This window comes from Nocardia sp. IBHARD005 (genome assembly GCF_052814245.1).
This window is the reverse complement of record NZ_CP199935.1, coordinates 464483-488862: the sequence shown is the minus strand read 5'-3', so window position 1 is coordinate 488862 and position 24380 is coordinate 464483. Positions and strand designations below refer to the sequence as shown.

Below are 24380 nucleotides of genomic sequence, written 5' to 3'. Positions count from 1 at the left end.
AGTGGCCGGTCCGCGGCCGGGTCGCCGGTTAGCGCTCGAAAGCGCTGAGCCGAAGGCTCTAGTCTCGAGCGCTAACCGGCGGCCCCTCAGGGCCGCGGACACGCGCGCGCCAGCGCGCCAATAAACACAGCCCCAAACCTGTCTGGGACTACCGAACAATTGATCCCGGCACATATCTACCCAGGCACTCTGCTAATCTAAAACGGTAACGATTTCCATTACGATCTAAAGCTTGCTCGCCAGGAGTGCCGCGTGAACCCTCGATTCGCCCGCTTGTTCGCCGGTCTCACTGCAGGGGTGGCGGCCGTGGTCGTCCTCAGCGCGTGCGGCACCAGCTCCACCGATTCCGGCACCCCGCAGATCGTCGCCTCCACCAATGTGTGGGGTTCGGTCGCGACCGCCGTCGCCGGACCGGACGCGCAAGTGACCTCGATCATCAGCGATCCCGCCGCCGACCCGCATTCGTTCGAGACCTCGGCCACCGATACCGCCAAGATCAGTGACGCGGATCTGGTCGTGTTCAACGGCGGGCACTACGACGAGTTCATCGAGAAGGCCATCTCGGGCAAGGACAAGCGAACCGTCGAGGCCTTCGAGCAGCGCGTGAACAAGGGCGACGAGAACGAGCACCTCTGGTACGACGTGAGCACCGTCGCCGCCGTCGCCGACCGGATCGCCGCCGAGCTCGGCCAGGTCGACGCCGCCCACGCGAGTGCCTACACCGAGCGCGCGGTCGCCTTCAAGAATCAGCTGATCGGCATCAGCACCATCACCGGCACCATCGCCACCCAGACACCGAACGCGCCGGTCGCCCAGTCCGAGCCGCTCGCGCACTACCTGCTGCTCGCCGCGACCGCACAGGACAAGACCCCGCACGAGTTCCAGGAAGCGATCGAGCAGGAGACCGACCCGGCCCCGGCCGCCGTCGCCGCCACGCGCGACCTGATCACCGCCAAGCTGGTCAAGGCACTGATCTACAACACCCAGACCGAGGACAAGATCACCCAGGACCTGCGGGCCACCGCACAGGCCGCTGGCATCGCTGTCATCGAGGTCACCGAAACCCTGCCCGCCGGAATGGATTACATCCAGTGGCAGACCGCCAACGCCAAGGCGCTCGCCGCGGCCCTGCGCTGAGGACGCCCATGACCGAGGCAACCGCACTGTCGGAAACCACCACCGCGCCCGACGCCGACGCCGTCGACGCGGCGATCCGGCTGCGCGCGGCCACCATGGCCTTCGGCGACCGCACCCTCTGGCATGACCTCGACCTCGACGTGCGCCCGGGTGAGTTCATCGCCGTCCTCGGGCCCAACGGCTCGGGCAAGACCTCGCTGCTGCGGGTGCTACTCGGCACGCTCGCCTTGAGCTCGGGCAGCGCGCAGATCGCCGGACGGCGCGCCGGGGTGGGCAATCCGGGCATCGGCTACATCCCGCAGCAGAAGACCATCGACGCCGGGGTGCAGCTGCGCGGGATCGATCTGGTGGGACTCGGCGTGGACGGGCACCGGTGGGGGCTCGGCTGGCGTGCTCGCCGCAGCCGGGCCGGGAAGGTCGCCGGCGCCATCGCCGCGGTGGGTGCCGGATCGTTCGCGCACGCGCCGCTGGAGACGTTGTCCGGTGGTGAGCAGCAGCGGTTGCGGGTCGCGCAGGCGCTGGTCGGCGATCCGTCCGTGCTGCTGTGTGACGAACCGCTGCTGAGCCTGGATATGGCGAATCAGCGGCTGGTTGCCGAACTGGTCGACAAACGCCGCCGCGAACACGACACGGCGGTGCTGTTCGTGACGCACGAGATCAATCCGATCCTGCCGCTGGTGGATCGGGTGCTGTACCTGGTCGACGGCGGGTTCCGGATCGGCACCCCCGATGAGGTGATGACCTCGGCGACGCTGTCGGAGTTGTACGGCACCGAGGTCGAGGTGTTGCGGGTGCGTGGACGCCTGGTCGTGATCGGCACCGGTGACGACATGGACGCGCTCGGCGGTACCGCCTGATGGAAAAGCTCACCAAGGTCTTTCAGCAGATGTTCGACTTCGGCACCACCGCGAATCTGATCGGCTACGACTTCGTGCAGCAGGCGCTGATGGCGAGTGCCCTGCTCGGGTTGCTGGCCGGGCTGATCGGGCCGTTGATCGTCGCCAGGCAGATGTCGTTCGCGGTACACGGGACCAGTGAGCTCTCGCTCACCGGTGCGTCGGCGGCGCTGCTCGTCGGTGTCGGGGTCGGATTCGGGGCGATCGCCGGTTCAGTGGTCGCGGCCGTTCTGTTCGGGTGGCTGGGTTCTCGTGCGCGCGAACGTGATTCGGTGATCGCGGTGGTGCTGTCGTTCGGGCTCGGCTTGTCGGTGCTGTTCCTGTGGCTCGCGCCGGAGCGGGCAGGGTCGAAGTTCTCGCTGCTCACCGGGCAGGTTGCCGGGGTCGGCTACGACGGGCTCGCGTTGCTGGTCACGTGTACCGCGGGTGTGCTCGCGGTGCTGGCGGTGGTGTATCGGCCGTTGTTGTTCGCCAGTGCCGATCCCGAGGTCGCGATCGCGCGTGGGGTGCCGGTGCGGGCACTGTCGGTGGTGTTCGCGGTGCTGCTCGGGATCACCGCCGCGTTCGGGGTGCAGATCGTCGGCGCGCTGCTGGTGCTCGCCTTGCTGATCACGCCCGCCGCGGCGGCCGCGCAGGTGACCTCGAGCCCGATGCGGGCGACCGTGCTGTCGGTGATCTTCGCCGAAATCGCCGCGGTCGGGGGCCTGCTGCTGTCGCTGGCACCCGGAGTACCGGTGTCGACCTTCGTCACCGCCATCTCGTTCAGCATCTACCTGGTGTGCCGGGTAGTCGGACATCGCAATCGGCAACTCGCCCACGCGCGCTGAACCTGGCGGGGTTTCGTCTCGGCACGAAATCTCGCCACCGATGACCGAATGGCCGCGAGCCGCGTGGACCGGCGCGCAGAATGGCCAGCATGATCGACTTCACCGTTCCGGATGATCTGGCCGCACTGCGAGATCGGGTTCGTGCCTTCGTCGTCGAGCAGATCGTGCCGTTCGAACGCGATCCGCGGCTGACCGCACATGGTCCAACCGATGAATTGCGGGCCGAACTCGTCGAACTTGCCCGTGCCGAGAAGCTGCTGACCGTGCAGGCGCCGGTGGAATACGGCGGGCTCGGCCTGCGCCATGTCGAACAGGCGCTGGTGTACGAGGCGGCGGGGTGGTCGACGCTCGGGCCGGTCGCGATGAACTGCGCCGCGCCCGACGAGGGAAACATGTTCCTGCTCGGCAAGATCGCCGATCCGGAGCAGATCGAGCAGTATCTGATGCCGGTGATCCGGGGCGAGCAGCGCTCGGTTTTCGCGATGACCGAACCCGGCGGGGCCGGGTCGGATCCCGAGCAGCTCAGCACCGAGGCGGTCTTCGACGGCGAGAACTTCGTGATCAACGGTCGCAAATGGTTGATCACCGGGGCCGACGGCGCCAAGACCTGGATCATCATGGCCCTGCTCGCCGAGAACCCGCACCTGCCCGCCGGGCCGACCCTGTTCATCACCGAAGCTGACACGCCGGGCATCGTGATCGAGCGGATCATGAACACGATGGACCGCAATTACGTCGGCGGGCACGCGGTGGTGCGGTTCGACAACCTCACGCTGCCGCCGACCGCCGTGCTCGGCCGCACCGGCCAAGCCCTGCGGTACGCGCAATTGCGGCTGGCACCCGCCCGGCTGACCCACTGCATGCGCTGGCTCGGCGCCGCCGCCCGCGCCCAGTCCATCGCGCTGGACTACGCGCGCACCCGCACCGCCTTCGGCAAGCCGATCGGCGAACACGAGGGCGTGTCGTTCATGCTGGCCGACAACGAGGTGGCGCTGCACCAGTGCAGGCTGACCATCTGGCATGCCTGCTGGCTGATGGACCAGGGGCAGCAGGCCAGGCACGAGTCGTCGATGGCGAAGTCGTACGTGTCCGAGGAACTGTTCAAGGTCACCGACCGGTGTGTGCAGGTGCTCGGGGGAATCGGGATCAGCGACGAGACGGTGGTGGAGATGTTGTTCCGGGATATGCGGGCGTTCCGGCTCTACGACGGCCCGACGGAAGTGCACAAGTACGCGATCGGCAGACACTTGCTGGCCGGTCGCTAGTACGATTCGATCCCATGAGTTCGGAATTGCTCGTCGATGTCGAAGGCGGCGTCGCCTTGTTGACGCTCAACCGACCTGCCAAGCAGAACGCCGTCACCCCGACAATGGCGGCCGAGCTGAGCGCCGCGCTACGACGCTGCGATATCGAGGACGCGATCCGCGCCGTGGTCATTACCGGCACGCCACCGGCCTTCTGCGCGGGAGCGGACCTGGCCGCGCGTGGTGGCGACGTGAGCGCGACGCTCGATCCGCCGCCCTGGCAGGTCCGCAAGCCGGTGATCGCCGCGGTGAACGGGCACGCGGTCGGCATCGGACTGGCGCTGGCTTTGCAATGCGACCTGCGGTATTTCGCTCGCGACGCGGTGTACGGGCTGAACCAGGTGCGTCGCGGGGTGCTCGCCGACGGATTCGCGCACTGGACGGTGCCGCGATTGGCCGGGCTGGCCAATGCCGCCGACATCATGCTCACCGGGCGCACGTTCGACGGTGACGAAGCCAAGTCACTCGGCCTGGCCAATGCCTCGCTGCCCGCCGACGAAGTCCTGATGACGGCGATGGCGGTGGCCCACGATATCGCCACCGGCACCGCTCCCCTGCCGGTCGCGCTGACCAAGCGGCTGATCTGGGAGAGCCTCGGCATGACGCCCGCGGTGGTCGGGCAGCTCGAATCCCAGCTCAACGCCCAGGTCTCCAAGAGTGTCGACGGTGGTGAGGCGATGGTGGCGTTCAAGGAGCGCCGCCCCCCGAACTGGACCGGCAGTGTCAGCGGCGAATGGCCGGCCTGGGACGCTCCCGGCCAGCGCGGCGAGCCTGGACTGAACTCAGAAGTTCCCGTTGCAGGAACCGGCCAGATACAGCAGCGCGAACAACAGCATGCAGATGGTGCCGAAGATGCCCGCGATATAGCCGATCACCACCTGTGAGCGGCCACTGAGCGCGCCGTAGGACGCGTCGATCTCGTTGAGTGCCCGCTTGCCGAGCACCCACGCGACCGGCCCGAAGATCCCGCAGCAGAACGGGCTGAGCAGCCCGAGGACAAGGATCAGGTTGGCCTGCGGGTGCTCGACCGTCTCACCGATCGGCTGATTAGGGATCGCCACCCGTCGAATCTTACTGTGCCGGACCGCTGCTGACGCGACTACGCAACCACCCGTACGCCCCCAAAAAATCCGCTACCCAGAAGACCCCACCCCGACCCCACCAGCCTGTCCCCGTCTTCCACACCCCACCCAACCCCACCACCGCACTCCCGACCCATAGGGACAATGCCGCGCAGTTAGGGCCTGTAATTAATTAACCCGAAATTACTCGGATTCGGTTGTGGTGTCGTGGTATTGGATGACCGATTGGGCGTCGGCGAGGGTGATTCCTGTCGGCCCGGTGGTGTGTGCGGCCAGGTCGAGCAGAGGTCGGGTCTGCTGGATCGTTGTGTGGATGGATTGCTGGGTGACGTCGAACAGCACGGCCAGGGCTCGTTGGCGTGTGGCGAACCGCAGGTGAAGTAGGGTGATGGCGACACGATCCTCGAGAGTGAGGACGGATTTGCGGCCGGTTCCGGGCGCGGCCTGGCGGGTGCCTCCGCGTCGCTGATGCAAGTGGAGTTCGCGTTGGGCGTGACGGGTCACGGTCAGTTTGTTGATGAGCGCGTCCCACTGCGGGGGAGTCAGTCCGGTCAGTGCTGGGGTGCGCAGCCAGGCGGTGTCGGGTCGAGTCGGTTGGGGTGCGCTGTCGCCATCAGCCATGATGAGGCGGACGGGTTCGGGGCCGATGGTGTAGTTCCAGTCGCCGTGCCAGTCGTGGCGGGTGATCGACACGGCGGCGAACTGGTCGTCGGTGATCTTCACACCCTTCGGGTACTCGCCCTGGTCGAGTTCGGCGTGAACCCGTAACCCGGTGCGGGTGGTGGTGGCCGCGATCGAGTTGACGACGACCTCGTGGCTCGTTAGTGGTTGTCCCCGCCAGTTCATCGAGATGTGTGAGAACAACCGGTGTTCGATTGTGTTCCATTTGGAGGTGCCGGGCGGGAAATGGCAGACCGTGACCTTCAGGCCGGTCTCGGCCGCGAACCGGGCGAGTTCGGTTTTCCAGGCCCTGGTGCGATAACCGTTGGAGCCCCCGGCGTCGGCCGTGACCAGCAGTTCGGTAGCGCCGGGATAGGCGGCGGCACCGACACCGCGCCACCAGCGGCGCACCGACTCCACGGCGAACGCAGCGGTGTCGTGGTCGGTGCCGACATTGACCCATCCCGTGTTGTTGGTCATGTCATAGACCCCATAGGGCGAGACCTTGCCCGAGTCACCGGGAAAGTCGTGGTCGTTGACCTCGACCGGATGGCCCTTGCGGCGCATCGTCTCACCGGCGTTCTTGTACTGCCCGATCAATTCCTTCTTCTTGGTGTCCACGCTGATGACCGGCTGTCCCGCCGCTTGGCGGGCCTTGACCTGCTCGTTGATGTAACGGAACTGCGCGTCACGATCCGGGCTCTGCTTGCCCTCCAACGTCTTCGCGTTGGCCTGCAAACTGAAACCCAACGCCCGCAACAGATTCCCCACCAAATCTGCCGCCGCCGGATGCCCGCGGGCCGTCAACTCGTCGGCAAGGTTGCGGGTCGACCGGATCGTCCACCGCAACGGCGACATCGGATCCCCCCGCATATCGGGCTCCACCAACTCCAACAACGCCGCGACCAACCCCTCGTCAACCACCGTCGCGGGCTTGCGGCCGCCCCCGACCCGACGAGCCCGCTCCAACGGAGCCTCCCCGGACTCCAACTCCTTCGCCCCCAGCGATACCGTCGCCTCTCGTACCCCGGCCGCACTGGCGACCAACCGGCCCCCACCCCGCCCGAGCATCCGGGCATCCGCACCCAGAAGCAACCGGCGCTGCCGCTCATTCAGGTGCGGAAACAACACCTCATACTTGAACGCGAGGTCATCGACGGTCACCACGAAATCACCCATACCACAACATCTTTCAAAATCTCGGGATGTTACGGGTTGATTAATTACAGGCCCTTAGCGGATGGATAGACCTGTCAAGCGAGTTGCCCTGTCAGCCTTGACCATTCACCAACTAGAACAGCGGAACCACTGGTAGAGAGGTTTTGTCCTCCAAGACAAACCACTCACCAGGAGTTCCGCTGCCTACTCAGTCTGCCATCAATCCTGTGTCCATGGTCGCGTCCGGGGCATTCGCGCCCGGACATGTGGGCGAGCTGACCCAGATCGTGCCCTTCGAGATGGTCGATGCCGCGTTGGAATCGACCACGACCGGCCCCACCCGAGTCCGCGAGCTGCCCTCCCGAGTCGTGGTCTATCTGCTGATCGCCGCAGCACTGTTCGCCGAGCTCGGATACACGCAGGTATGGGCGCGGATGGTCTCGGGTCTGGACGGGCTGACTGTCGCCAACCCAGGGTCCTCGGCGCTGGCTCAGGCCCGACGCCGAGTCGGGCCCGCTCCGCTACGAGAGTTGTTCGGTCTACTCGCCGGTCCAGTCACGGGCGCGACACGCTGGCGGGGATAGCTGGTCTGCGCCATCGACGGCACCTCCATGTCGGTCCCCAACAGCGACCCCAACCGTGGCGCCTTCTACCGACTACACAGCGGCGATCTCGATTCGGGATATCTGATGATTCGATTGGTGACCGTGGTGGCGTGTGGCACCCGCACCGTGATCGATGCCGTGTTCGGTAGTTTCGGTGTCTCCGAGATCGCCTACGCCCCAAGACTTTTCGCCTCGTTACGCGAGGGCATGGTGGTGCTGGCCGACCGGAACTTCGCGGTCGCGGCGTTGATCGGGGCGATCGCGGAAACGAAAGCTGACCTGCTGATCCGTGGAAAAGCAGGACACACGATGCCCATGATCGAGCGGTTAAGCGATGGTTCATGGCTCAGCGTGAAAGGACCAGTCGTGGTGCGGGTCATCGACGCCGAGATCGTCGTGGATACCGGCGGAGCCGCCCGCACGGTGCGGTACCGGTTGCTGACCACTCTGACCGACTACCGCCGCTATCCAGCGATGGAGTTGGTGCGGCTTTACCACCAGCGGTGGGAGATCGAGACTGCCTACGCCGAACTCAAATCGAGCATGCTCGGTGGTCGGGTGCTACGCGCTCGGACTCCCGCCGGAGTCGAGCAGGAGGTCTATGCGTTGTTGATCGCCTATCAAGCGTTACGGATCGCTATCGCTGATGCCACTCTCACCGATCCCGGTGTCACACCGTTGCGGGGTAGTTTCGGTATCGCTGTCAATACCGCTCGTGACCAGCTCGTTCACGCGGCCGGTGTCGTGGCTGGAACGAGCATCGACCTCGTCGGCAAGATCGGCGCGGCGGTCTTGGCCGAGCTATTGCCGCCGCGACGATCACGCCAATGCCCGCGCGTGGTGAAACGGGCATTGTCCAAACACCGGGCTAAAGGCGCCCTCGATCGCACCAACTACTCATCTGTCTCGATCTCGATCAGCTTGTGTGAGTTACCCGGGTTGACATCGACCATGGCGCCTTAACTGCGCGGCATTGCCCATAGGGAGGGACGGCCACGAAGTGGCCGGTCCGCGGCCGGGCCGCCGGTTAGCGCTCGAAAGCGCTACGCCGAAGGCGTTAGTCTCGAGCGCTAACCGGCGGCCCCTCAGGGCCGCGGACACGCGCGCGCCAGCGCGCCAATAAACACAGCGTCAAACCTGCCTGGGACTACTCAACCCAGAATCGGCACATCACCCCAGACGACGCTGTCGAGCAATATCAGCCAAAACAACCCCAGCAGCGACCGAGGCATTCAGCGACTCGACCGGACCCGCCATCGGGATGCTCAGGATCGAATCGCAGTTCTCGCGCACGAGCCGCGAGAGGCCCTTGCCCTCCGAGCCCACGACGACAACGGTCGGGACACTGCCGTCGAAGTCGTCGAGGGTGGTGTCGCCATCGGCGTCGAGGCCGACGATCTGGATGCCGTTCGAGGCCCAATCCTTCAGCGTGCGAGTCAGATTGGTGGCCCGCGCGACAGGCAGCCGGGCGGCGGCACCGGCGCTGGTACGCCATGCCACCGCGGTGACACTCGCGCTGCGACGCTGCGGGATCACCACACCCTGCCCGCCGAACGCGGACACCGAGCGGATGACGGCGCCGAGGTTGCGTGGGTCGGTGATGTTGTCCAGCGCCACCAGCAGCGCGGGCTCGGCGGTGGACTTCACCCGGTCCATCAGGTCGTCGGGGTGGGCGTAGCGGTACGGCGGCACCTGCAGGGCGACGCCCTGGTGCAAACCGTTGGCGCTGAGCCGATCCAGATCGGTACGCGGCACCTCGAGGATGGAGATGCCCATGTCGGCGGCGCGCTGCACGCTCTCCGAGAGCCGGTCGTCGTTCTCGGTGCCGACCGCCACGTACAGGGCGGTCGCGGGCACGTCGGCGCGTAGACACTCGAGCACGGGGTTGCGGCCCAGCACCAACTCGGGACCCTCGTCGGACTTGCGGCCGGCGCGCGGCACACCGGACTTGCCGGTCGGACGACCCTGTGCCGCATTGGCTTTGGCCTTCTCAGCCGCTCTGGCCCGCTTGGCGGCGGGGTGCTTGGTGCGCGCGACGGCGGGCGGGGTCGCACCCCTGCCCTCCAGCCCGCGGCGATGCTTGCCGCCGGAACCGGCGACCTGCCCCTTCTTGGTGCCGCCCTTGCGTACTGCTCCGCGTCGCTGTGAATTGCCTGCCATCAGTTCGCCTTTCCGCTCATGCCTACGCCTCGCTGGCGCTCGGCTGCGGCATGCGCGCCGCGCCCTGACACATCGATCCGCTCGCTACGCTCGCTCATGCGCCCAGCGACCATTCCGGCCCCTGCGGGGTATCGGTTACCTCGATACCCGCGGCGATGAGCCGATCCCGTGCGGCATCGGCTTCTGCCCAGTTCTTGTCGGCCCGCGCGTTCGCCCGGCGATCCAGCTCCGTGCGGACGAGCACGTCGAGCGCGCCGATCGCCGCCGAATTGTCGGCGGGGGTGTACCAGTGTTCGTCGAGCGGGTCGGCGCCGAGAATTCCCAGCATCGCCCGCACCTGACCGGCCAGTTCCGCCGCGGTCTCCACCGCACCCGCTTCCAGCGCGCGATTGCCCTCGTGCACCACGTGGTGGATTTCGGCGAGCGCCTTGGGGATTGCCAGATCGTCGTCGATCGCGGCGGCGAATCCGTCGGTCCATTTTCCGACCGGCACCTCGCCCGCTCGGTCCAGCACTCGCTGCACGAAGGCTTCGATGCGCTGATACGAGGCGACCGCGTCGTCGAGTGCCTTGTCGGAGTATTCGAGCATCGAGCGGTAATGCGCGCTGCCCAAGTAGAAACGCAATTCTACCGGGCGCACCCGGGTGAGGACATTCGGCACCGAGAGTACGTTGCCGAGTGACTTCGACATTTTCTCCCCGCCCATCGTCACCCAGCCGTTGTGCAGCCAGTAACGCGCGAAACCGTCGCCCGCCGCTTTGGACTGGGCGATCTCGTTTTCGTGGTGCGGGAAAATCAAATCCATGCCACCGCAATGGATATCGAATTCCGGGCCGAGATAGAACTCGGCCATCGCGGAGCATTCCAGATGCCAGCCGGGCCGACCGGGACCCCAGGGCGAGGGCCAGCTCGGCTCGCCGGGCTTGGCGGCCTTCCACAGCGTGAAGTCGCGGGGATCACGTTTGCCGCGGGTCGGGGTCTCGCCCTGGTGCACGTCGTCGAGGCGGTGGCCGGACAGCTCGCCGTAATTCGGCCAGCTCATCACGTCGAAATACACATCGCCATCGGCGGCGTAGGCGTGGCCGCGCTCGATCAGGCGCTGCATCAGGTCGACCATCTGGGTGATGTGGCCGGTAGCGCGCGGTTCGGCCGAGGGCGGCAGGACGCCGAGGGTTTCGTAGGCGGAGTCGAAAGCGCGCTCGTGGGTCGCGGCCCATTCCCACCACGGCCTGCCCGCTTCGGCGGCCTTGTTCAGGATCTTGTCGTCGATATCGGTGACATTGCGGATGAACCGCACGTCGTAGTCGTGCGCGAGCAGCCAGCGCCGCAGCACGTCGAAGGCGACGCCACTGCGCACATGACCGATATGGGGCTGGCCCTGCACGGTGGCCCCACACAGATACACCGAGGCACGGCCGGGGACCAGCGGAGTGAATTCCCGCATGGTCCGCGTGTCGGTGTCAAAAAGGTGCAAGGTCACGGCATTCGATCCTAGTCGGTGGGATTGTGGTGGGGTTGACCGGCCGGTTCGTGGCGCCGTGGTTTATAGAACGGCTGATCGAATCGGCGAGCAGGCACTGCGCGGTAGGAAAGATTCAGGGCCCCGTCGGGGCTACGAACATGCTGCGATCAGACAGGTGGCGATGGCGGCGACACCCTCGCCGCGGCCGGTCAGACCGAGACCATCCGTCGTGGTGCCCGACACCGAAACGGGGGCGTCGAGGAGTTCGCCGAGTACTTTTTGCGCCTCGGCGCGGCGGGGGCCGATCTTCGGGCGGTTACCGATGACCTGCACCGCGGCGTTCACGACTTCGAAGCCTTCCTCGGCCAGCAACCTGCGAACCTCGGTGAGCATGGCAGCGCCGGTGACACCGGCCCATTCGGGACGGCCGACGCCGAAGACAGCGCCCACGTCGCCGAGGCCCGCGGCGGAGAGCAGTGCGTCGCAGAGGGCGTGGGCGGCGACGTCACCGTCGGAGTGGCCCGCGCAACCATCGGCGTCGGCGAACAGCAGACCGGCCATCCAGCAGGGGCGTCCCGGCTCGATGGGGTGCACGTCGCTGCCGATTCCGACTCTCATCGGGCAACCGCCTGCTCGGCCGAGGGCCGCAGGGCGGCCGGGGATCGGTTGCCGTCGGCGAGGAGCGCCTCGGCCAGGTGTAGGTCGAGGGGGGTGGTGATCTTGAATGCCAGCGGGTCACCGGGGACGGTCTGCACGGCGACACCGAGGCGTTCGACCAGGCCCGCGTCGTCGGTGGCGCCGACGTCGGCGGCGTAGGCGCGGCGCAGCAGATCGGCGGCGAAGCCCTGGGGGGTTTGGATGGCGCGCAGGTGGGCGCGATCGGGGGTCCCGGTGACGATGCCCGCGTCGTCGACCGATTTCACGGTGTCGACCACGGGTAGCGCAGGAACCACGGCCTGGCTGCCTGCCTGGAGCTCGGCGGCCACCCGCGCGATCAGCTCCGGTGGGGTGAGCGCGCGTGCGGCATCGTGCACGAGGTAGAACGCGGCGTCGGGTGCGGCGGTGATGCCCGCACGCACCGAATCGGTGCGCTCGGCGCCGCCAATCACCACCTGCACCGGCACAGGGGGCATCGAACCGCCGGTCAGCGAGGTGGTGGTGGACAGCAGCGCGGATGCGGCCTCGACCAGTTCGGCGGGCACGACCACGACAACGCGGTGCACCGCACCGGACGCGATCAGACCGTCGACGGCCAACCGGACCATAGGTGTGCCGCCGACCGGAACGAACGCCTTCGGGGTGGGTTCACCCAGACGCACGCCACGACCGGCGGCAGGGACCAGTGCTACGACAGGTCGCACTTGTTCAATTTCTAGGAGGCCGCGGCGAGGACCTCGTCGAGCAGCGATTCAGCCTTGCCGTCGTCGGTGCCCTCGGCGAGCGCGAGCTCACCGACGAGGATCTGACGAGCCTTGGCGAGCATCCGCTTCTCACCGGCGGACAGTCCGCGGTCCTGCTCACGACGCCACAGGTCACGAACCACTTCGGCAACCTTGTTCACATCGCCGGAGGCGAGTTTCTCGAGGTTGGCCTTGTAACGGCGGGACCAGTTGGTCGGCTCCTCCGTGTGTGGCGCGCGCAGCACCTGGAAGACGCGGTCGAGACCTTCCTGGCCGACGACGTCACGGACGCCGACGTATTCAGCGTTCTCTGCGGGAACCCGAACGGTCAGGTCGCCTTGCGCAACCTTCAGGACCAGATACTCTTTCTGCACACCCTTGATGGTGCGGGTCTCGATTGCTTCGATCAGCGCCGCTCCGTGGTGGGGGTAAACGACGGTGTCTCCGACCTTAAAAATCATGTGTCCCGTGCCCCTTTCGATGTTCACAGTTTAACATGCGACTCGATAACGGCGCGATCAACTGTGCAGGTCAGGGCCACAACGAGGCCATCGCAGGGGTTGACAATACAGAATTGGTGTGCATTGTGTTGCGCCAGAACGGGTTAACCACCAGCATAGCGACCGGTTATCGCGCGCCGGGAACCCGGCATCGATCCAGCAAACGCGCTCGAGACACCGAACTGTTACTTCCGCGCCCGCGCGTCGCGGGCCCGAACGTCACTCGCGCGAAGTGAACTACTACGCTGCCTAGTTACTAACCTCCGATCCCCTGGTGGACGGAGTGAGCCCGGTCGACATGGAGGACAAACCGTGACTGCCCTGAAAGCTGTGACCGCCCTGTCGGCGCGACGTCGCATGGTGACGGTTGCCGCGCTCGCCGCTGCCGCGGGTATCGCCCTGACCGGCTGCAGTGCCGGCCAGATCACCCAGACCTCGAGGCAGGCCGCCGCCGTCAACGGCAACCACGCCACTGTCGGCGACATCGCGCTGCGCAACGTGCACATCGTGTACCCCGAGGCCACCGCCGAGCACAACAAGGGTGGCAAGGCGGTGATCGCGCTGTCGATCATCAACACCAGCGAGACCGTCACCGACGAGCTGACCAGCGTGAGCAGCGACCTGGGCCAGATCAAGATCACCGGGCCTGGCGGCGACGCCAAGTTCGTGCTGAAGCCCCAGCAGACCGTGGTCGTGGGCCCGGGCGAGACCAAGCCCGCTGCGGCCGACGATAACCACGGCGCCACCGCGGCGGCGCCGACCACCACCGCTGCCGCGCCGACCACCACCACAACGGCCGCGCCGACCGGTGCCGCCGCCGGCCAGGACACCCCGTCGATCGATCCGGTGAAGGACCCGGCCACGATCGAGATCACCGGCCTGGCCAAGGACATCGTGCCCGGCCTGACCTACAACGTCACCTTCAACTTCAAGGACGCGGGCACCGTGCAGGTGGCGGTCCCGGTCGACGCTGCCGCTGTCGCGCGCATCGAGAACGAGAAGTCCGGCCCCGCGCCCGAGGGTGCAGGCGGCGGTCACTGAGACCAGCAGTAACGAAGAGCCGTCGCGAACTTCGCGGCGGCTCTTCTCTTTGTGTCGGTCCTGGTCCGTAGGGTGCGGCCTGTGGCCAAGACCAAAGCAGTCTTCCGGTGCTCCGCGTGCACGCACGAGGTGTCCAAATGGGTGGGTAAGTGCCCTGATTGTGGTGCCTGGGGAACAGTGAACGAGGTGGCCGTTTCGGCGTCAACGGCGGCGCCGGGGCGCCGGGCGATGCTGCCCAGTACGGCGGCGGCACCGCTGTCGCAGATCGACGCCAAGGTCACCCAGGCACGGTCGACGGGGGTGAGCGAGCTCGATCGGGTACTCGGGGGCGGTGTGGTGCCGGGGTCGGTGGTGCTGCTGTCGGGTGAGCCGGGTGTCGGCAAATCGACACTGTTGCTCGAGGTCGCGTTCCGGTGGGCTGCGGCGCGCGAGGAGACCGCGCTGTATGTGACCGCCGAGGAATCGGCCGGACAGGTGCGGTTGCGGGCCGATCGGACCGGGGCGGTGCACGACCGGGTGTATCTGGCGGCCGAATCGGATCTGTCGATCGTGCTCGGGCATGTGGAGCAGGTGCGGCCGTCGCTGCTGGTGGTGGACTCGGTGCAGACCATGCTGGCGCCGGAGGTGGACGGGGTGATCGGCGGTGTCACCCAGGTGCGCGCGGTCACCGCGGCGCTGACCTCACTGGCCAAGGCGACCGGGATCGCGGTGCTGCTGGTCGGCCACGTCACCAAGGACGGGAATGTGGCGGGCCCGCGCACACTCGAGCACCTGGTGGACGTGGTGCTGCAGTTCGAGGGTGACAAGAACTCGTCGCTGCGGATGGTTCGCGGCATCAAGAACCGCTTCGGTAGCGCCGACGAGGTGGGCTGCTTCGAACTGCACGACGACGGCATCGCCTGCGTCGACGATCCGTCCGGGTTGTTCCTGCACCATCGCACCGATACCGTCCCTGGAACCGCGGTGACCGTCGCGATGGACGGCAAACGGCCGCTGGTGGCCGAGGTGCAAGGGCTCACCGTCAAGACCGAGATTCCGCAGCCGCGCCGGGCCGTGAGCGGGCTGGACTACAACCGCGTCGCCATGGTGCTCGCGGTGCTACAGAGCCGAGGACGGGTCTTCCTCGGCAAGCACGATGTGTACGCGGCGACCGTCGGCGGCATGCGCTTGCTGGAGCCGACGGCCGATCTGGCCATCGCCTTGGCCATCGCGTCCGCCGAGGCCGATATCGCCCTGCCCGCGGGCTGGGTGATCCTCGGCGAGGTCGGGCTGGCGGGTGAGGTTCGCAAGGTCACCGGGCTCGGCAGGCGCCTGGCCGAAGCCGAGCGTTTGGGGTTCACCACCGCACTCGTTCCGCCCGGTTCGGAGAAAACCAAGACCGGCACGATGCGTATCCACGAGGTCGGTGATCTGCGCTCGGCGCTGCGATTGGCCGAACTCCGCAAATCCCGCGCACCCCGCGAGGTGGTGGCCGTGGAATAACTCCGGCAACCGCCCGATTCGGCGCCGATCACCTATTACCCCGGCAATGTCCATTGACGGCGTCGGCGATCCTGCGAACACTGCAAATCAACCCAACTTGAACATGTGACCTATGGCGCACCCGCACAATGCCACCGGCGTGCGGGAGCGCGGCATCACGAGGCGAGGTTGAACGGCTCCGCGGCGCTGCGAACGGCACCGAGCTGGGCGACGACCATGTACGCGCCCGCGGGCACCGGCAGTCGGTCACCCGCGCACTGCGGCTGCGAGGTGGTGCCGAACCAGGTGCCCTTGTACGAGAGTTGTGCACCGGCCGCGAGCGTCAGTTCCGCCTGGTCGTCCTGGTTGCAGTCGTTGCTCGCCCAGAGCCTGCGCTGCCCGTCGAGGGTGTAGACGAGGAACTGTGGGCCCGCACCGAGGTCGCGCGAGCAGGCCGCCGACGAGATGTTGGTGATCACGGTGCCGAACGCGGGCTGGTCGCCGACTCGGTAGGTCGGCTGGCCGACTGTCACCTTCAGCGCCAGCGACTGATCCGAGCACGGCAGTGCCACCGGCTGGCCGGCGGCGCTCGCTGTCGTGCTCGGCGTGGCCGACCCACTGCTGGGTGCGCTCGACGCGCTGCTCGGAGTCGAGCTCGTCTCGGACGCGCTCGACTCCGCCGACGTGGTGGTAGTCGCGGCCGCGTTCTCGGCCCCACCCGAGTCCCCGCCGCGCGCGACCATGGTGACGAGCCAGATCACGATCGCGAGCGCGACGAGGATGACGCCGATCGCGAGTGCACGGCGGCGCCAGTAGATCTCCGGTGACAGCGGTCCATTCGGTTCCAGCACGCCTCAACGGTAAGCGCAGCGCGTAGAGGCGCGCTCGATGACCTCGGCGTGTCGGGGGCCGAACCGGGTGTAACTCCCGGTTCAGACCACCTCACCGATATTGCCGACGGTCTGTCGCAGGTGCACCCGACCGTCTTCGAGCTTGTAGGTGACGCTCGCGATAGCGCACTGACCAGCGGCAACACGCTGGGAGATGATCATCGATCGCTGCAAGAGCAGCTTGCTGGTCTCGACCACATGGCGTGCCTCGAGCTCGTCGACCGTATTGAGGCCTTCACGGCGTCCGACCAGGATCGACGGGGTCACCCGCTCGACCACGCTGCGAATGAACCCACCGGGCACCTCGCCGCCGTCGAGCGCGTCGATGGTGGCCTTCACGGCACCGCAGCTGTCGTGACCGAGCACGACGATCAGGGGCACATTGAGCACCTCGACGCCGTATTCGATCGAGCCGAGCACCGAACTGTCCACGACGTGGCCCGCTGTGCGCACCACGAACATGTCGCCGAGCCCCTGGTCGAAGATCAGTTCGGCGGCGACGCGGGAATCACCGCAGCCGAACAGGATCGCGTGGGGGTTTTGGCCTTTGACGAGTTTGGCTCGGTCTGCGGCGCCCTGGCTAGGATGCTGCAGAGTGTCATTGACGAAGCGCTCATTGCCTTCGCGCAACGACTTCCAGGCGCTTATCGGATTAGAACCAGGCATACCGACCATTGTGCACATGCCCTTGGTTACCAGCCAGTCCGCCACGTTACGCGTCGGCAAAGTGCGCCTGGCCGAGAGAAAACGAGAACGGTGAGTATCGACGCGCAATCCCTGCTCAGCTGGTTCGGCGACACGGCGCGGGCCCTGCCGTGGCGCGAGCCGGAGGCGACCGCATGGCACATCCTTATGAGCGAGATCATGCTGCAGCAAACCCCCGTGGTGCGGGTGGAGCCGATCTGGCGCGAATGGGTGGCGCGCTGGCCGGTGCCGTCGGCGATGGCGGCGTCGTCGCAAGCGGAGGTGCTGCGGGCGTGGGGCAAGTTGGGATATCCGCGGCGGGCGTTGCGGTTGCACGAGTGCGCGCGGGTGTTGTCGGCTGAGCACGGTGATGTGGTCCCCGCCGATGTCGACGTGCTGCTGAGCCTGCCTGGCATCGGCACGTACACCGCGCGCGCGGTAGCCTGTTTCGCCTACGGCCAGCGAGTTCCCGTGGTGGACACCAATGTTCGGCGCGTTGTCGCGCGTGCGGTGCACGGCCGGGAGCCGGGCAACCCGTCCGCGCGCGACCTCGCCGAGACCGAAGCCCTGCTGCCGATCCCGGTGCCGCGAGCCGCGACATTCTCGGCGGCCATGATGGAACTGGGCGCCCTGGTCTGCACGGCACGAAATCCCGACTGCACGCGCTGCCCGCTCCCGAGCTGCGCGTGGGTCGAGGCGGGCAAACCCGCCGCCGAGGTGGCGCGGAAGGTTCAGAAGTACGAGGGCACCGACCGCCAGGCCCGTGGGCGCCTGCTCGATGTACTGCGCGACGCGTCGGGGCCGGTCGAGCGGATCCGCCTCGACCTGGCGTGGACCCGTGATCCCGGTCAGCGCGCGCGGGCGTTGGACTCGTTGCTGGTAGACGGGTTGATCGAGCAGACCGACGAAGGGCTGTTCGCACTCGCGGGCGAGGGCGGCGCCGCCGGATAACCACCCACCGCGCCGGTAGGTGGACCGGACCGATGACGGTTGCTCGCGGGCGAAGGAAGTACCGCCGACCTCGCTGGTCGATCGCGATATTCCCGGCGTGGCCAGACCTCTACCTGATGGTTCAGCCGGTCACGCGGTGCAGGAACCGGCCGACGTGTTCGCGATACGCCTCGGGTTGTTCGTCGTGCACCAGATGCCCGGCTCCGGCGATGCGCACGTACTCCGCATCGGGATGCACCTCGGCCATCGTGCGCATCTGGCCCGGCGGTGTGATGGTGTGCTCGCCTTCGATGAGCAGCGCGGGCACCCGCAGCGACTTCCACTCGGTCCAGAAATCGCGGGTGCCCCACTCTTCGGAGATCGCCCGGAAGGTTTCCACTTCGCCGTGTAGTCGATAGCCGTCGGGCGCGGCGGTGAAGGCGCGCAGGAAGTAGGTGCCCGCGACCGGGCCGAAATAGTCGAGCACCGCCTGCTCGCCGGCGAACGGTTGCGGCCAGGAGTGGATCAGCTCGGCCCAGTGGGTGGCGGTGCGGCCGGTGAAATCGGGGGCGATGTCCTCGACGACGATCGCGCGCACCCGCTCGGGATAGGTCGCCGCGAAGACCCAACCGTGCATCGCGCCCATCGAATGCCCGACGATCACCATCGGTTCGGTGATCGCGGCGGTGCGCTCGGCCAGGTCGGCCACGAACGCCTCCGTCGTGAGCTCGGCGGGGGTGGGCCGACCGTGCCCGGCCGCGTCGACGGCGTAGACGTGCCCGTATCCGCGCAACCACGGCACCTGGTCGGCCCAGGTCCGCGCACTCCCCATCAGCCCGTGCAACAGCAGGATCGGGGCGCCGGACCCACCTTCGTCGTTCAACACACCTCCGATACTGCCCCAGCTCCGTCACATCGCCGGAGGCGAGTTCGCGGCCCGCCTCGATCTGGACTGAGTGGAGGGTGCGACGAAGGAGTACCCGGAGGGAAGATCGAGGCCCGCCAGGGCCGCGAACACCCGGCGCCAGCCGGCAGAGATACTGTCTCCATGGCTGTTGTGAAGATCAATGCGATCGAAGTTCCCGAGGGCGCGGGCCCCGAGCTGGAGAAGCGGTTCGCCGCGCGCGCGGGCGCGGTGGAGAACTCGCCCGGTTTCCTCGGCTTCCAGTTGCTGCGCCCGGTCGCCGGCGACAACCGGTATTTCGTGGTGACGCAATGGGATTCGGAGGAATCGTTCGCCGCGTGGCGTGACGGTCCGGCCCGCGCGGCGCACGCCGGGAACGGTGGCGACGGCGAGCGTCCCAAGCCGGTGTCGACGGGTGCCTCGCTGCTCGAGTTCGAGGTCGTCCTCGACGTGCCCGCGAAGGGCTGACAGCGGCGTTTCCGCTGGACATGCGGTTGCGCGTATTGACGTGGGCAGCTCGCGGCTGTCACAGTTCGAGGGAAACATCCGCGAGGGTGCGCGGTAAGCCGGTGTGAATCCGGAGCGGTCGCGCCACTGTATCCACGCACCGGGTCCCCGGTGCCGGAGAGCCAGACACCGGCACCTTCGCGCCACACTTCAACCGTGGGACGCGTATCCCTAGAGGAGGACCCGAATGGCTATCGCGCATTCACCCAGCCGGTCTACCGGCCTCGACACCCTCGCAACCGTGCTCGTCACGGTCGGCGTCGTCCTGCTTGCACTGCTCGCCCTGTACCTGGTCGGTTTCGACCAGGGGGCCGTCTCGCGTAGCGGGATGTTCCTGCACGAGCTGATGCACGACGGACGTCACCTGCTGGGTGTTCCGTGCCACTGATCGGATCACTCAAGACCCTGCTGTTGCGCGGCCTGCTGGCCGGCCTGATCGCCGGCCTGCTGGCCGCGACAGTGGGCTACTTCGTCGGCGAGCCCCAGGTGGACGCCGCGATCGCCATCGAAGAGGCCGCGGCCGCTCCCGCCGAACACGGCCACGAAGCACCAGAGCCGCAGGGCCATTCGCACGGCGACGAGGAAGAACCGCTGGTCAGCCGGTCGGGACAGAAGGCAGGTCAGTTCCTCGCGCTGGGCTTGGCCGGCATGGCGTTCGGCGCGTTGTTCGCTGCTGCGGTGAATGTGGCTCGCCGGTTCACGAACCTGTCGGGGCCCCAACTGTCGCTGACCTCGGCCGTGCTCGGGTGGGCGGCGATCGTGGCGGTGCCGTTCTTCAAATATCCGGCCAACCCACCCGCGGTAGGTAATCCGGAAACCATCAACGACCGCACGTGGCTGTGGGTCGGGGCTGTCGTACTCGGCCTGCTGGCCGTCTCGGCGGGCGTCGCGGCCTACCGTGCGCTCACCGCGTCGGACACGCTGCGGCTCATCGCCGGTGTGGGTGCGTTCGTCGTGGTCACCACCGTCGGTTACGTGCTGTTGCCCGGCGTGAACGAGGTGACCGACGACTTCCCGGCCACCCTGCTGTGGAATTTCCGGGTGGCCTCGCTGGCCGAAACCACCACCCTTTGGGTGAGTTTGGGGCTGGCCTTCGCCGCGCTCACGGAATTCGCTTCGCGGCGTAGCACTGCGGTAGTGGATCAGGTTCCTACCGCAGGGTGATCCTCGCGAGCGGCTGAGAACGGCAGTGTCGTCGTCATGACCGGCACTGCCTTTCTTGTTTCCAGCACTCGCCCCCGCGCCGTGCATGTCGCTTTCGGCGGACTCATCACCGCACTCGCGGCTGGAGTTGCCGAAGGACTGTTACGCGCCGTTCGTGGTGGCGACGAATTCGGCGCCACCGCAACGGGTTTGCTACCTCGGCTCGCCATCTACCTGGCGGTCGCCGGGGTGGCGCTGTACATGCTGAACGGCAGCCGGGTGGCCCGCGCGCTGCTGACCGCCGGCATCGGTGTGGTCGGCCTGGTCTCGCTGATCATCGAGCCACTGGCGGTCGTGTTGTCCACCGACGACTACACGACGCTGTTCGACGGCATGTCCCCCAGCTCGATCGTGCTGGCGGGCTGCCGAACCGTCCACATCCTGGCGGTCGTCATCGCGATCCCCGCCATGTACACCCCGGCCGCCCATCGTTGGTTCACCCAGCGCTGAGCCACCCAGCACAACGGCCGTCCGATGATCAGTTTCTGATTATCGGACGGCCGTTCGCGAGGTCAGGCCAGTGCCGCGTCCAGTTCGATTTCGGCCACACCGGCGAGCGCCTTGCTGACCGGGCAACCGTTCTTGGCCGCGAGGGCAGCCGCGGCGAACCCATCGGCGTCGAGCCCCGACGCACGTCCGCGCACGGTGAGCTTGATCTTGCTGATCTGGAAACCACCGGCCGGGTCGGGCGCGAGCGTCACATCGGCGTTGACGTCCAGTCCTTCCGGCGTCCCACCGGCGTTGGCGATCTCCGCCGAGAGCGCCATCGAGTAGCACGACGAATGCGCCGCCGCGATCAGTTCCTCCGGGCTGGTGCCCTCGGCCGTGTCGGCCGCCCGGCGCGGGAAGCTCACATCGAACTTGCCCACACCCGAGCTGACCAGTTCGACCTGCCCGGACCCGTCCTGCAGTCCGCCTGACCAGAGTGTGCGTGCGCTACGAGTCGGCATCGCGATCCTTTCGGTTCGAGTTTGTCTTGCATTCGAGGACGAACCTACTCGGGTGTTCACACGGTCGCGCTGGTGATTTCGTCGAGACGCTCGAGTTTGTCCGGCCAGACCTGCTTGTGCAGATCCCGGATCGCCGCGGTGGGGAACCCGGAGTGGCGTAGGCGCAGGCGGATGCCGCGCGGCTGCTTGAGGAATTCGGCGGCGACCACGGTTTCGACGCCGTCGGTGGCGGCGGTGACCCAGGTGAATTCGATGCGCCGGTTCGGCTCGAGCAGCAGGATGCGGCCGTAATGGGGGTTGCGTTTCTCGGGCGAGCCGGTGTCGAAGTAGAGGGGCTCGTTGACCGCGGGACGCATCAGCACCGATCCGGGGACGGCCAGCCACAGGTCCATGCCTTGGGTCCAGGCCGCGTAGAGCAGGCTGGGCGAGGCTTTCATCACGCGCTCGACCGTGAGCTCATGTGGCCGCGTGGACAGGTCCGGGGGGCGAACTGGCTGGTCCATCAGCCGACCTTACCGGTCATGACCGGCCGATCCTCGCATCGGGTGCGCGACAGCGTTACTCGGGATTCGTCACGGGTGCGAGCACAATGCCGCCGAGGATCAGCGACAGCAACGCGAACGGGGGTTGTCGCCCGAGCAGATCACCGCGGGCGTGTCTACGCTGGTCCACCGAATCCTCGGTGCGCCTTAGTTTCTCGGCAACAACCCCGGCATCGTCGCCGATGATGCCGGGGTTGAGGCGGTGCTCGCAGGCGCGGGTCAGGTGAGGTCGCGGCGGGTCATGAGCCAGATCGTGCCGCCTGCGAAGGCCGTCACGTAGACGGCCAGGAGAGCGAAAGATTCGCCGCGGGTGAGGATGTCGAGAACGCCGGGGTTGGCTGGGCCCTCCACCGTGCGCATCGCTCCGGCCAGCGAGCCCGCGGCCGTGCCGGGGAGCAAGTTGGTGACCGCTTCGATCGGGCCGAAGATGCCCGCCACGCCGCGGAGCAGATTCTCCACGACCAGCACCCAGACCAGCCCGAGGCCGACAGCCAGGGCGGGGCCGCGGGCGATGGCACCGATGAGGGCGCCGGCGAGGGTCCACATACCGAGAATGGCCGTACCGGTGATGATTCCGACGAGGGAATCGTCGAGCGAAGGCATGATGATCGGCTGGGATTCGCCGGCCGCGATCACGGTGGCGATGCCGATATCGACGGCGAAGGCGACCAAGACCAGAGCGAGCACCACTGCCAGCAGCGAGATCAGGAGTCCCGCCACCGCCGCGGCGCGGCTCGGCCCCTGGGTGAACACGGTTTTCCACGTGCCCCAGCCATATCCGCTGCCCACCGCGAGGGCGCCGAGAATCAGCACCAGCGCGCCGCCGAACATCGACATGCCCTGTGTGAACACCTCGGGGACGGCGGCGGGCATGAGTTGGCCGAGGAGGACGTCGCGGGGTAGCCCGTCCGACATCGCACCGTTTTCGCCGGAGGTGTAGGCGAGGTAGTTGAAGAGGTAGGCGAAGGTCAGGTTGAGCAGGATCCAGGTGCCCAGGACGATCCAGAAGGCGGGCCAGCGACCGAGGCGGACCGCTTCCGCGCGCATGCTCGCGGTGAGATCCCTTGTCATGGCGTTCATTTCGCTACCTCCACAGCTGTCATCTCGAAGAACACTTCTTCCAGGGATTTCTCGTCAACCCGCAGTTCGAGCAGGTCCGCGCCTGCCGACACGACAGCTCGCGCCACCTCCGGCGCCATCACGGCGCTGGTTTCGACTCTGATTCCATCCGCGCCCGCCCGTGCGGGGGCATCGGTGACCGCGCGCACGGCATCGAGAGCCACGTCGACGGGCTCGGCGCGCACGAACAGTGTTGCGGTGCCACGCAATTCGGCGACCGTCGACTCCGCGAGCAGGCGCCCACCGGAGATCACCCCGACGCGGTGGCAGATCTCCTGCACCTCGGTGAGCTGGTGGCTCGACAGCAGCACGGTGTGACCGTCGGCCGCGAGATCGGTGATGAGCGTCCGCATTTCGGCCAGGCCCGCCGGGTCGAGCCCATTGGTCGGTTCGTCGAGGATCAGCAGGTCCGGGTCGCCGAGCATGGCCGCGCCCACGCCCAGACGCTGTTTCATGCCGAGCGAATAGGTGCGGAAGCGGTCGCCCGCCCGGTCGGCCAGGCCAACGCGTTCGAGTGCCGTCTCGACCTCGGCATTGCTGTGGCCGCGATAACGGGCCAGGACCCGCAGGTTGTCGCGGCCGCAGAGGTAGGGGTAGAAGCCGGGGCCCTCGATGAGCACGCCGATCCGGCGCAGCACCTCCGGGTCGCCCGGAGTGCGGCCCTGGACGGTCGCGGTGCCCGCACTGGGCCGGATGAGACCGGCCAGCATGCGCAACGTGGTGGTTTTGCCCGCGCCGTTGGGGCCGAGGAATCCGTAGATCTCCCCGGCCGCGACCCGCATGCTCACCGCGTCCACCGCGAGGTGCTCGCCATAGCGTTTGGTCAACTCGGTGGTGACCACGATCGATTCGTTCATGGGACTCAGAATCCGCGCTCATGGGCTGCCGTGGCATCCGTCCTGCGGCGTGCATCGTGCTACGCCGCGCGGACTACAGCAGGTAGTCGGCAGCGCCGACG

General features: G+C 67.2%; 28 protein-coding genes. 14 read left to right on the top strand and 14 right to left on the bottom strand.

The features are described from left to right. The first annotated feature begins 252 nt into the window (after positions 1 to 252). The 5 genes from ACTWPB_RS02265 to ACTWPB_RS02245 all read left to right on the top strand — a co-directional run bounded on the left by ACTWPB_RS02265 (position 253) and on the right by ACTWPB_RS02245 (position 5048). Positions 253 to 1137, top strand: coding sequence for a metal ABC transporter solute-binding protein, Zn/Mn family (locus tag ACTWPB_RS02265; RefSeq protein WP_446224078.1), 885 nt, complete (start codon positions 253 to 255; stop codon positions 1135 to 1137). Between the two features lie 95 nt (positions 1138 to 1232). After that, positions 1233 to 1994, top strand: a complete 762-nt coding sequence (locus ACTWPB_RS02260; RefSeq protein WP_446226213.1) for a metal ABC transporter ATP-binding protein — start codon at positions 1233 to 1235, stop codon at positions 1992 to 1994. Beyond that, entirely contained in the window at positions 1994 to 2860 is an 867-nt protein-coding gene (locus ACTWPB_RS02255; RefSeq protein WP_446224077.1) for a metal ABC transporter permease, read from the top strand. Before ACTWPB_RS02260 ends, ACTWPB_RS02255 begins: the two co-directional genes overlap by 1 nt. Positions 2861 to 2949: 89 nt before the next feature. Further along, complete coding sequence (locus ACTWPB_RS02250; protein ID WP_446224076.1) at positions 2950 to 4125, top strand: acyl-CoA dehydrogenase family protein; 1176 nt, start codon at positions 2950 to 2952, stop codon at positions 4123 to 4125. Positions 4126 to 4139: 14 nt separating this feature from the next. Then, positions 4140 to 5048 carry an enoyl-CoA hydratase/isomerase family protein gene (locus ACTWPB_RS02245; protein WP_446224075.1) on the top strand — a complete coding sequence of 303 codons (909 nt, stop codon included), beginning with the start codon at positions 4140 to 4142 and terminating at the stop codon, positions 5046 to 5048. Here ACTWPB_RS02245 and ACTWPB_RS02240 read toward each other — a convergent pair. Both ACTWPB_RS02240 and ACTWPB_RS02235 read right to left on the bottom strand, forming a co-directional pair. Then, positions 4947 to 5225 carry a DUF4190 domain-containing protein gene (locus ACTWPB_RS02240; protein WP_446224074.1) on the bottom strand — a complete coding sequence of 93 codons (279 nt, stop codon included), beginning with the start codon at positions 5223 to 5225 and terminating at the stop codon, positions 4947 to 4949. The two genes, ACTWPB_RS02245 and ACTWPB_RS02240, sit on opposite strands and share 102 nt — an antisense overlap. 204 nt (positions 5226 to 5429) lie before the next feature. Beyond that, complete coding sequence (locus tag ACTWPB_RS02235; RefSeq protein WP_446221582.1) at positions 5430 to 7085, bottom strand: ISAzo13 family transposase; 1656 nt, start codon at positions 7083 to 7085, stop codon at positions 5430 to 5432. A gap of 212 nt (positions 7086 to 7297) precedes the next feature. Between ACTWPB_RS02235 and ACTWPB_RS02230 the strand changes: the two genes are divergently transcribed. Beyond that, positions 7298 to 7648 (top strand): transposase domain-containing protein, encoded by a 351-nt coding sequence (locus tag ACTWPB_RS02230; RefSeq protein WP_446224073.1) that lies wholly within the window; start codon positions 7298 to 7300, stop codon positions 7646 to 7648. Continuing rightward, positions 7649 to 8632 carry an IS4 family transposase gene (locus ACTWPB_RS02225; protein WP_446226212.1) on the top strand — a complete coding sequence of 328 codons (984 nt, stop codon included), beginning with the start codon at positions 7649 to 7651 and terminating at the stop codon, positions 8630 to 8632. Positions 8633 to 8839: 207 nt separating this feature from the next. Here the strand turns inward: ACTWPB_RS02225 and rlmB are convergent, their stop codons facing one another. The 5 genes from rlmB to carD form a co-directional block, all read right to left on the bottom strand. Further along, positions 8840 to 9829 carry a 23S rRNA (guanosine(2251)-2'-O)-methyltransferase RlmB gene (rlmB, locus tag ACTWPB_RS02220; RefSeq protein WP_446224072.1) on the bottom strand — a complete coding sequence of 330 codons (990 nt, stop codon included), beginning with the start codon at positions 9827 to 9829 and terminating at the stop codon, positions 8840 to 8842. A gap of 94 nt (positions 9830 to 9923) precedes the next feature. Continuing rightward, positions 9924 to 11309 carry a cysteine--tRNA ligase gene (gene cysS / locus ACTWPB_RS02215; RefSeq protein ID WP_446224071.1) on the bottom strand — a complete coding sequence of 462 codons (1386 nt, stop codon included), beginning with the start codon at positions 11307 to 11309 and terminating at the stop codon, positions 9924 to 9926. A 132-nt stretch (positions 11310 to 11441) separates the two neighbouring features. Next, entirely contained in the window at positions 11442 to 11909 is a 468-nt protein-coding gene (gene ispF / locus ACTWPB_RS02210) for a 2-C-methyl-D-erythritol 2,4-cyclodiphosphate synthase (protein WP_446224070.1), read from the bottom strand. Beyond that, the gene (gene ispD / locus ACTWPB_RS02205) at positions 11906 to 12652 is read right to left on the bottom strand and encodes a 2-C-methyl-D-erythritol 4-phosphate cytidylyltransferase (protein WP_446224069.1); all 747 of its coding nucleotides are present in this window, start codon (positions 12650 to 12652) and stop codon (positions 11906 to 11908) included. The genes ispF and ispD overlap by 4 nt, the downstream gene beginning before the upstream one ends. An 11-nt stretch (positions 12653 to 12663) precedes the next feature. Continuing rightward, positions 12664 to 13152 carry an RNA polymerase-binding transcription factor CarD gene (carD, locus tag ACTWPB_RS02200; protein ID WP_019044685.1) on the bottom strand — a complete coding sequence of 163 codons (489 nt, stop codon included), beginning with the start codon at positions 13150 to 13152 and terminating at the stop codon, positions 12664 to 12666. A gap of 351 nt (positions 13153 to 13503) precedes the next feature. Between carD and ACTWPB_RS02195 the strand changes: the two genes are divergently transcribed. Together ACTWPB_RS02195 and radA are read left to right on the top strand one after the other, a co-directional pair. After that, the gene (locus ACTWPB_RS02195) at positions 13504 to 14232 is read left to right on the top strand and encodes a hypothetical protein (protein ID WP_446224068.1); all 729 of its coding nucleotides are present in this window, start codon (positions 13504 to 13506) and stop codon (positions 14230 to 14232) included. Between the two features lie 81 nt (positions 14233 to 14313). Further along, positions 14314 to 15714: a DNA repair protein RadA gene (gene radA / locus ACTWPB_RS02190; RefSeq protein ID WP_378962695.1), complete on the top strand. Its 1401-nt coding sequence runs from the start codon at positions 14314 to 14316 to the stop codon at positions 15712 to 15714. 155 nt (positions 15715 to 15869) lie between these two features. On the opposite strand, the gene ACTWPB_RS02185 is transcribed toward radA, so the two are convergent. Then, on the bottom strand, positions 15870 to 16544 hold the full coding sequence (locus ACTWPB_RS02185; RefSeq protein WP_446224067.1) for a hypothetical protein: 675 nt from the start codon (positions 16542 to 16544) through the stop codon (positions 15870 to 15872). 81 nt (positions 16545 to 16625) lie between these two features. Further along, entirely contained in the window at positions 16626 to 17249 is a 624-nt protein-coding gene (locus ACTWPB_RS02180; protein ID WP_446224066.1) for a carbonic anhydrase, read from the bottom strand. A 90-nt stretch (positions 17250 to 17339) separates the two neighbouring features. Between ACTWPB_RS02180 and ACTWPB_RS02175 the strand changes: the two genes are divergently transcribed. Then, positions 17340 to 18218, top strand: coding sequence for an A/G-specific adenine glycosylase (locus tag ACTWPB_RS02175; protein ID WP_446224065.1), 879 nt, complete (start codon positions 17340 to 17342; stop codon positions 18216 to 18218). Between the two features lie 121 nt (positions 18219 to 18339). On the opposite strand, the gene ACTWPB_RS02170 is transcribed toward ACTWPB_RS02175, so the two are convergent. Next, positions 18340 to 19083 carry an alpha/beta fold hydrolase gene (locus ACTWPB_RS02170; protein ID WP_446224064.1) on the bottom strand — a complete coding sequence of 248 codons (744 nt, stop codon included), beginning with the start codon at positions 19081 to 19083 and terminating at the stop codon, positions 18340 to 18342. Positions 19084 to 19245: 162 nt separating this feature from the next. Here ACTWPB_RS02170 and ACTWPB_RS02165 point away from each other — a divergent pair, with 162 nt between their 5' ends. From ACTWPB_RS02165 to ACTWPB_RS02150, 4 genes are all read left to right on the top strand, one after another. Next, positions 19246 to 19569, top strand: a complete 324-nt coding sequence (locus ACTWPB_RS02165; RefSeq protein WP_446224063.1) for an antibiotic biosynthesis monooxygenase family protein — start codon at positions 19246 to 19248, stop codon at positions 19567 to 19569. Positions 19570 to 19795: 226 nt separating this feature from the next. After that, a complete protein-coding gene (locus ACTWPB_RS02160; protein ID WP_019044677.1) occupies positions 19796 to 19996 on the top strand; it encodes a CbtB domain-containing protein in 201 nt (66 codons plus the stop codon). Then, a complete protein-coding gene (locus ACTWPB_RS02155) occupies positions 19987 to 20772 on the top strand; it encodes a CbtA family protein (protein WP_446224062.1) in 786 nt (261 codons plus the stop codon). The genes ACTWPB_RS02160 and ACTWPB_RS02155 overlap by 10 nt, the downstream gene beginning before the upstream one ends. 36 nt (positions 20773 to 20808) lie before the next feature. Next, positions 20809 to 21261 carry a hypothetical protein gene (locus tag ACTWPB_RS02150; RefSeq protein ID WP_446224061.1) on the top strand — a complete coding sequence of 151 codons (453 nt, stop codon included), beginning with the start codon at positions 20809 to 20811 and terminating at the stop codon, positions 21259 to 21261. Between the two features lie 62 nt (positions 21262 to 21323). Here the strand turns inward: ACTWPB_RS02150 and ACTWPB_RS02145 are convergent, their stop codons facing one another. From ACTWPB_RS02145 to ACTWPB_RS02130, 4 genes are all read right to left on the bottom strand, one after another. After that, positions 21324 to 21761: an OsmC family peroxiredoxin gene (locus tag ACTWPB_RS02145; RefSeq protein WP_446224060.1), complete on the bottom strand. Its 438-nt coding sequence runs from the start codon at positions 21759 to 21761 to the stop codon at positions 21324 to 21326. Positions 21762 to 21817: 56 nt separating this feature from the next. Beyond that, positions 21818 to 22264, bottom strand: coding sequence for an SRPBCC family protein (locus ACTWPB_RS02140; RefSeq protein ID WP_056818993.1), 447 nt, complete (start codon positions 22262 to 22264; stop codon positions 21818 to 21820). A 258-nt stretch (positions 22265 to 22522) separates the two neighbouring features. Next, complete coding sequence (locus ACTWPB_RS02135; RefSeq protein ID WP_446224059.1) at positions 22523 to 23383, bottom strand: ABC transporter permease; 861 nt, start codon at positions 23381 to 23383, stop codon at positions 22523 to 22525. Then, the gene (locus ACTWPB_RS02130; protein WP_446224058.1) at positions 23380 to 24279 is read right to left on the bottom strand and encodes an ABC transporter ATP-binding protein; all 900 of its coding nucleotides are present in this window, start codon (positions 24277 to 24279) and stop codon (positions 23380 to 23382) included. Before ACTWPB_RS02130 ends, ACTWPB_RS02135 begins: the two co-directional genes overlap by 4 nt. Positions 24280 to 24380 lie beyond the last annotated feature (101 nt).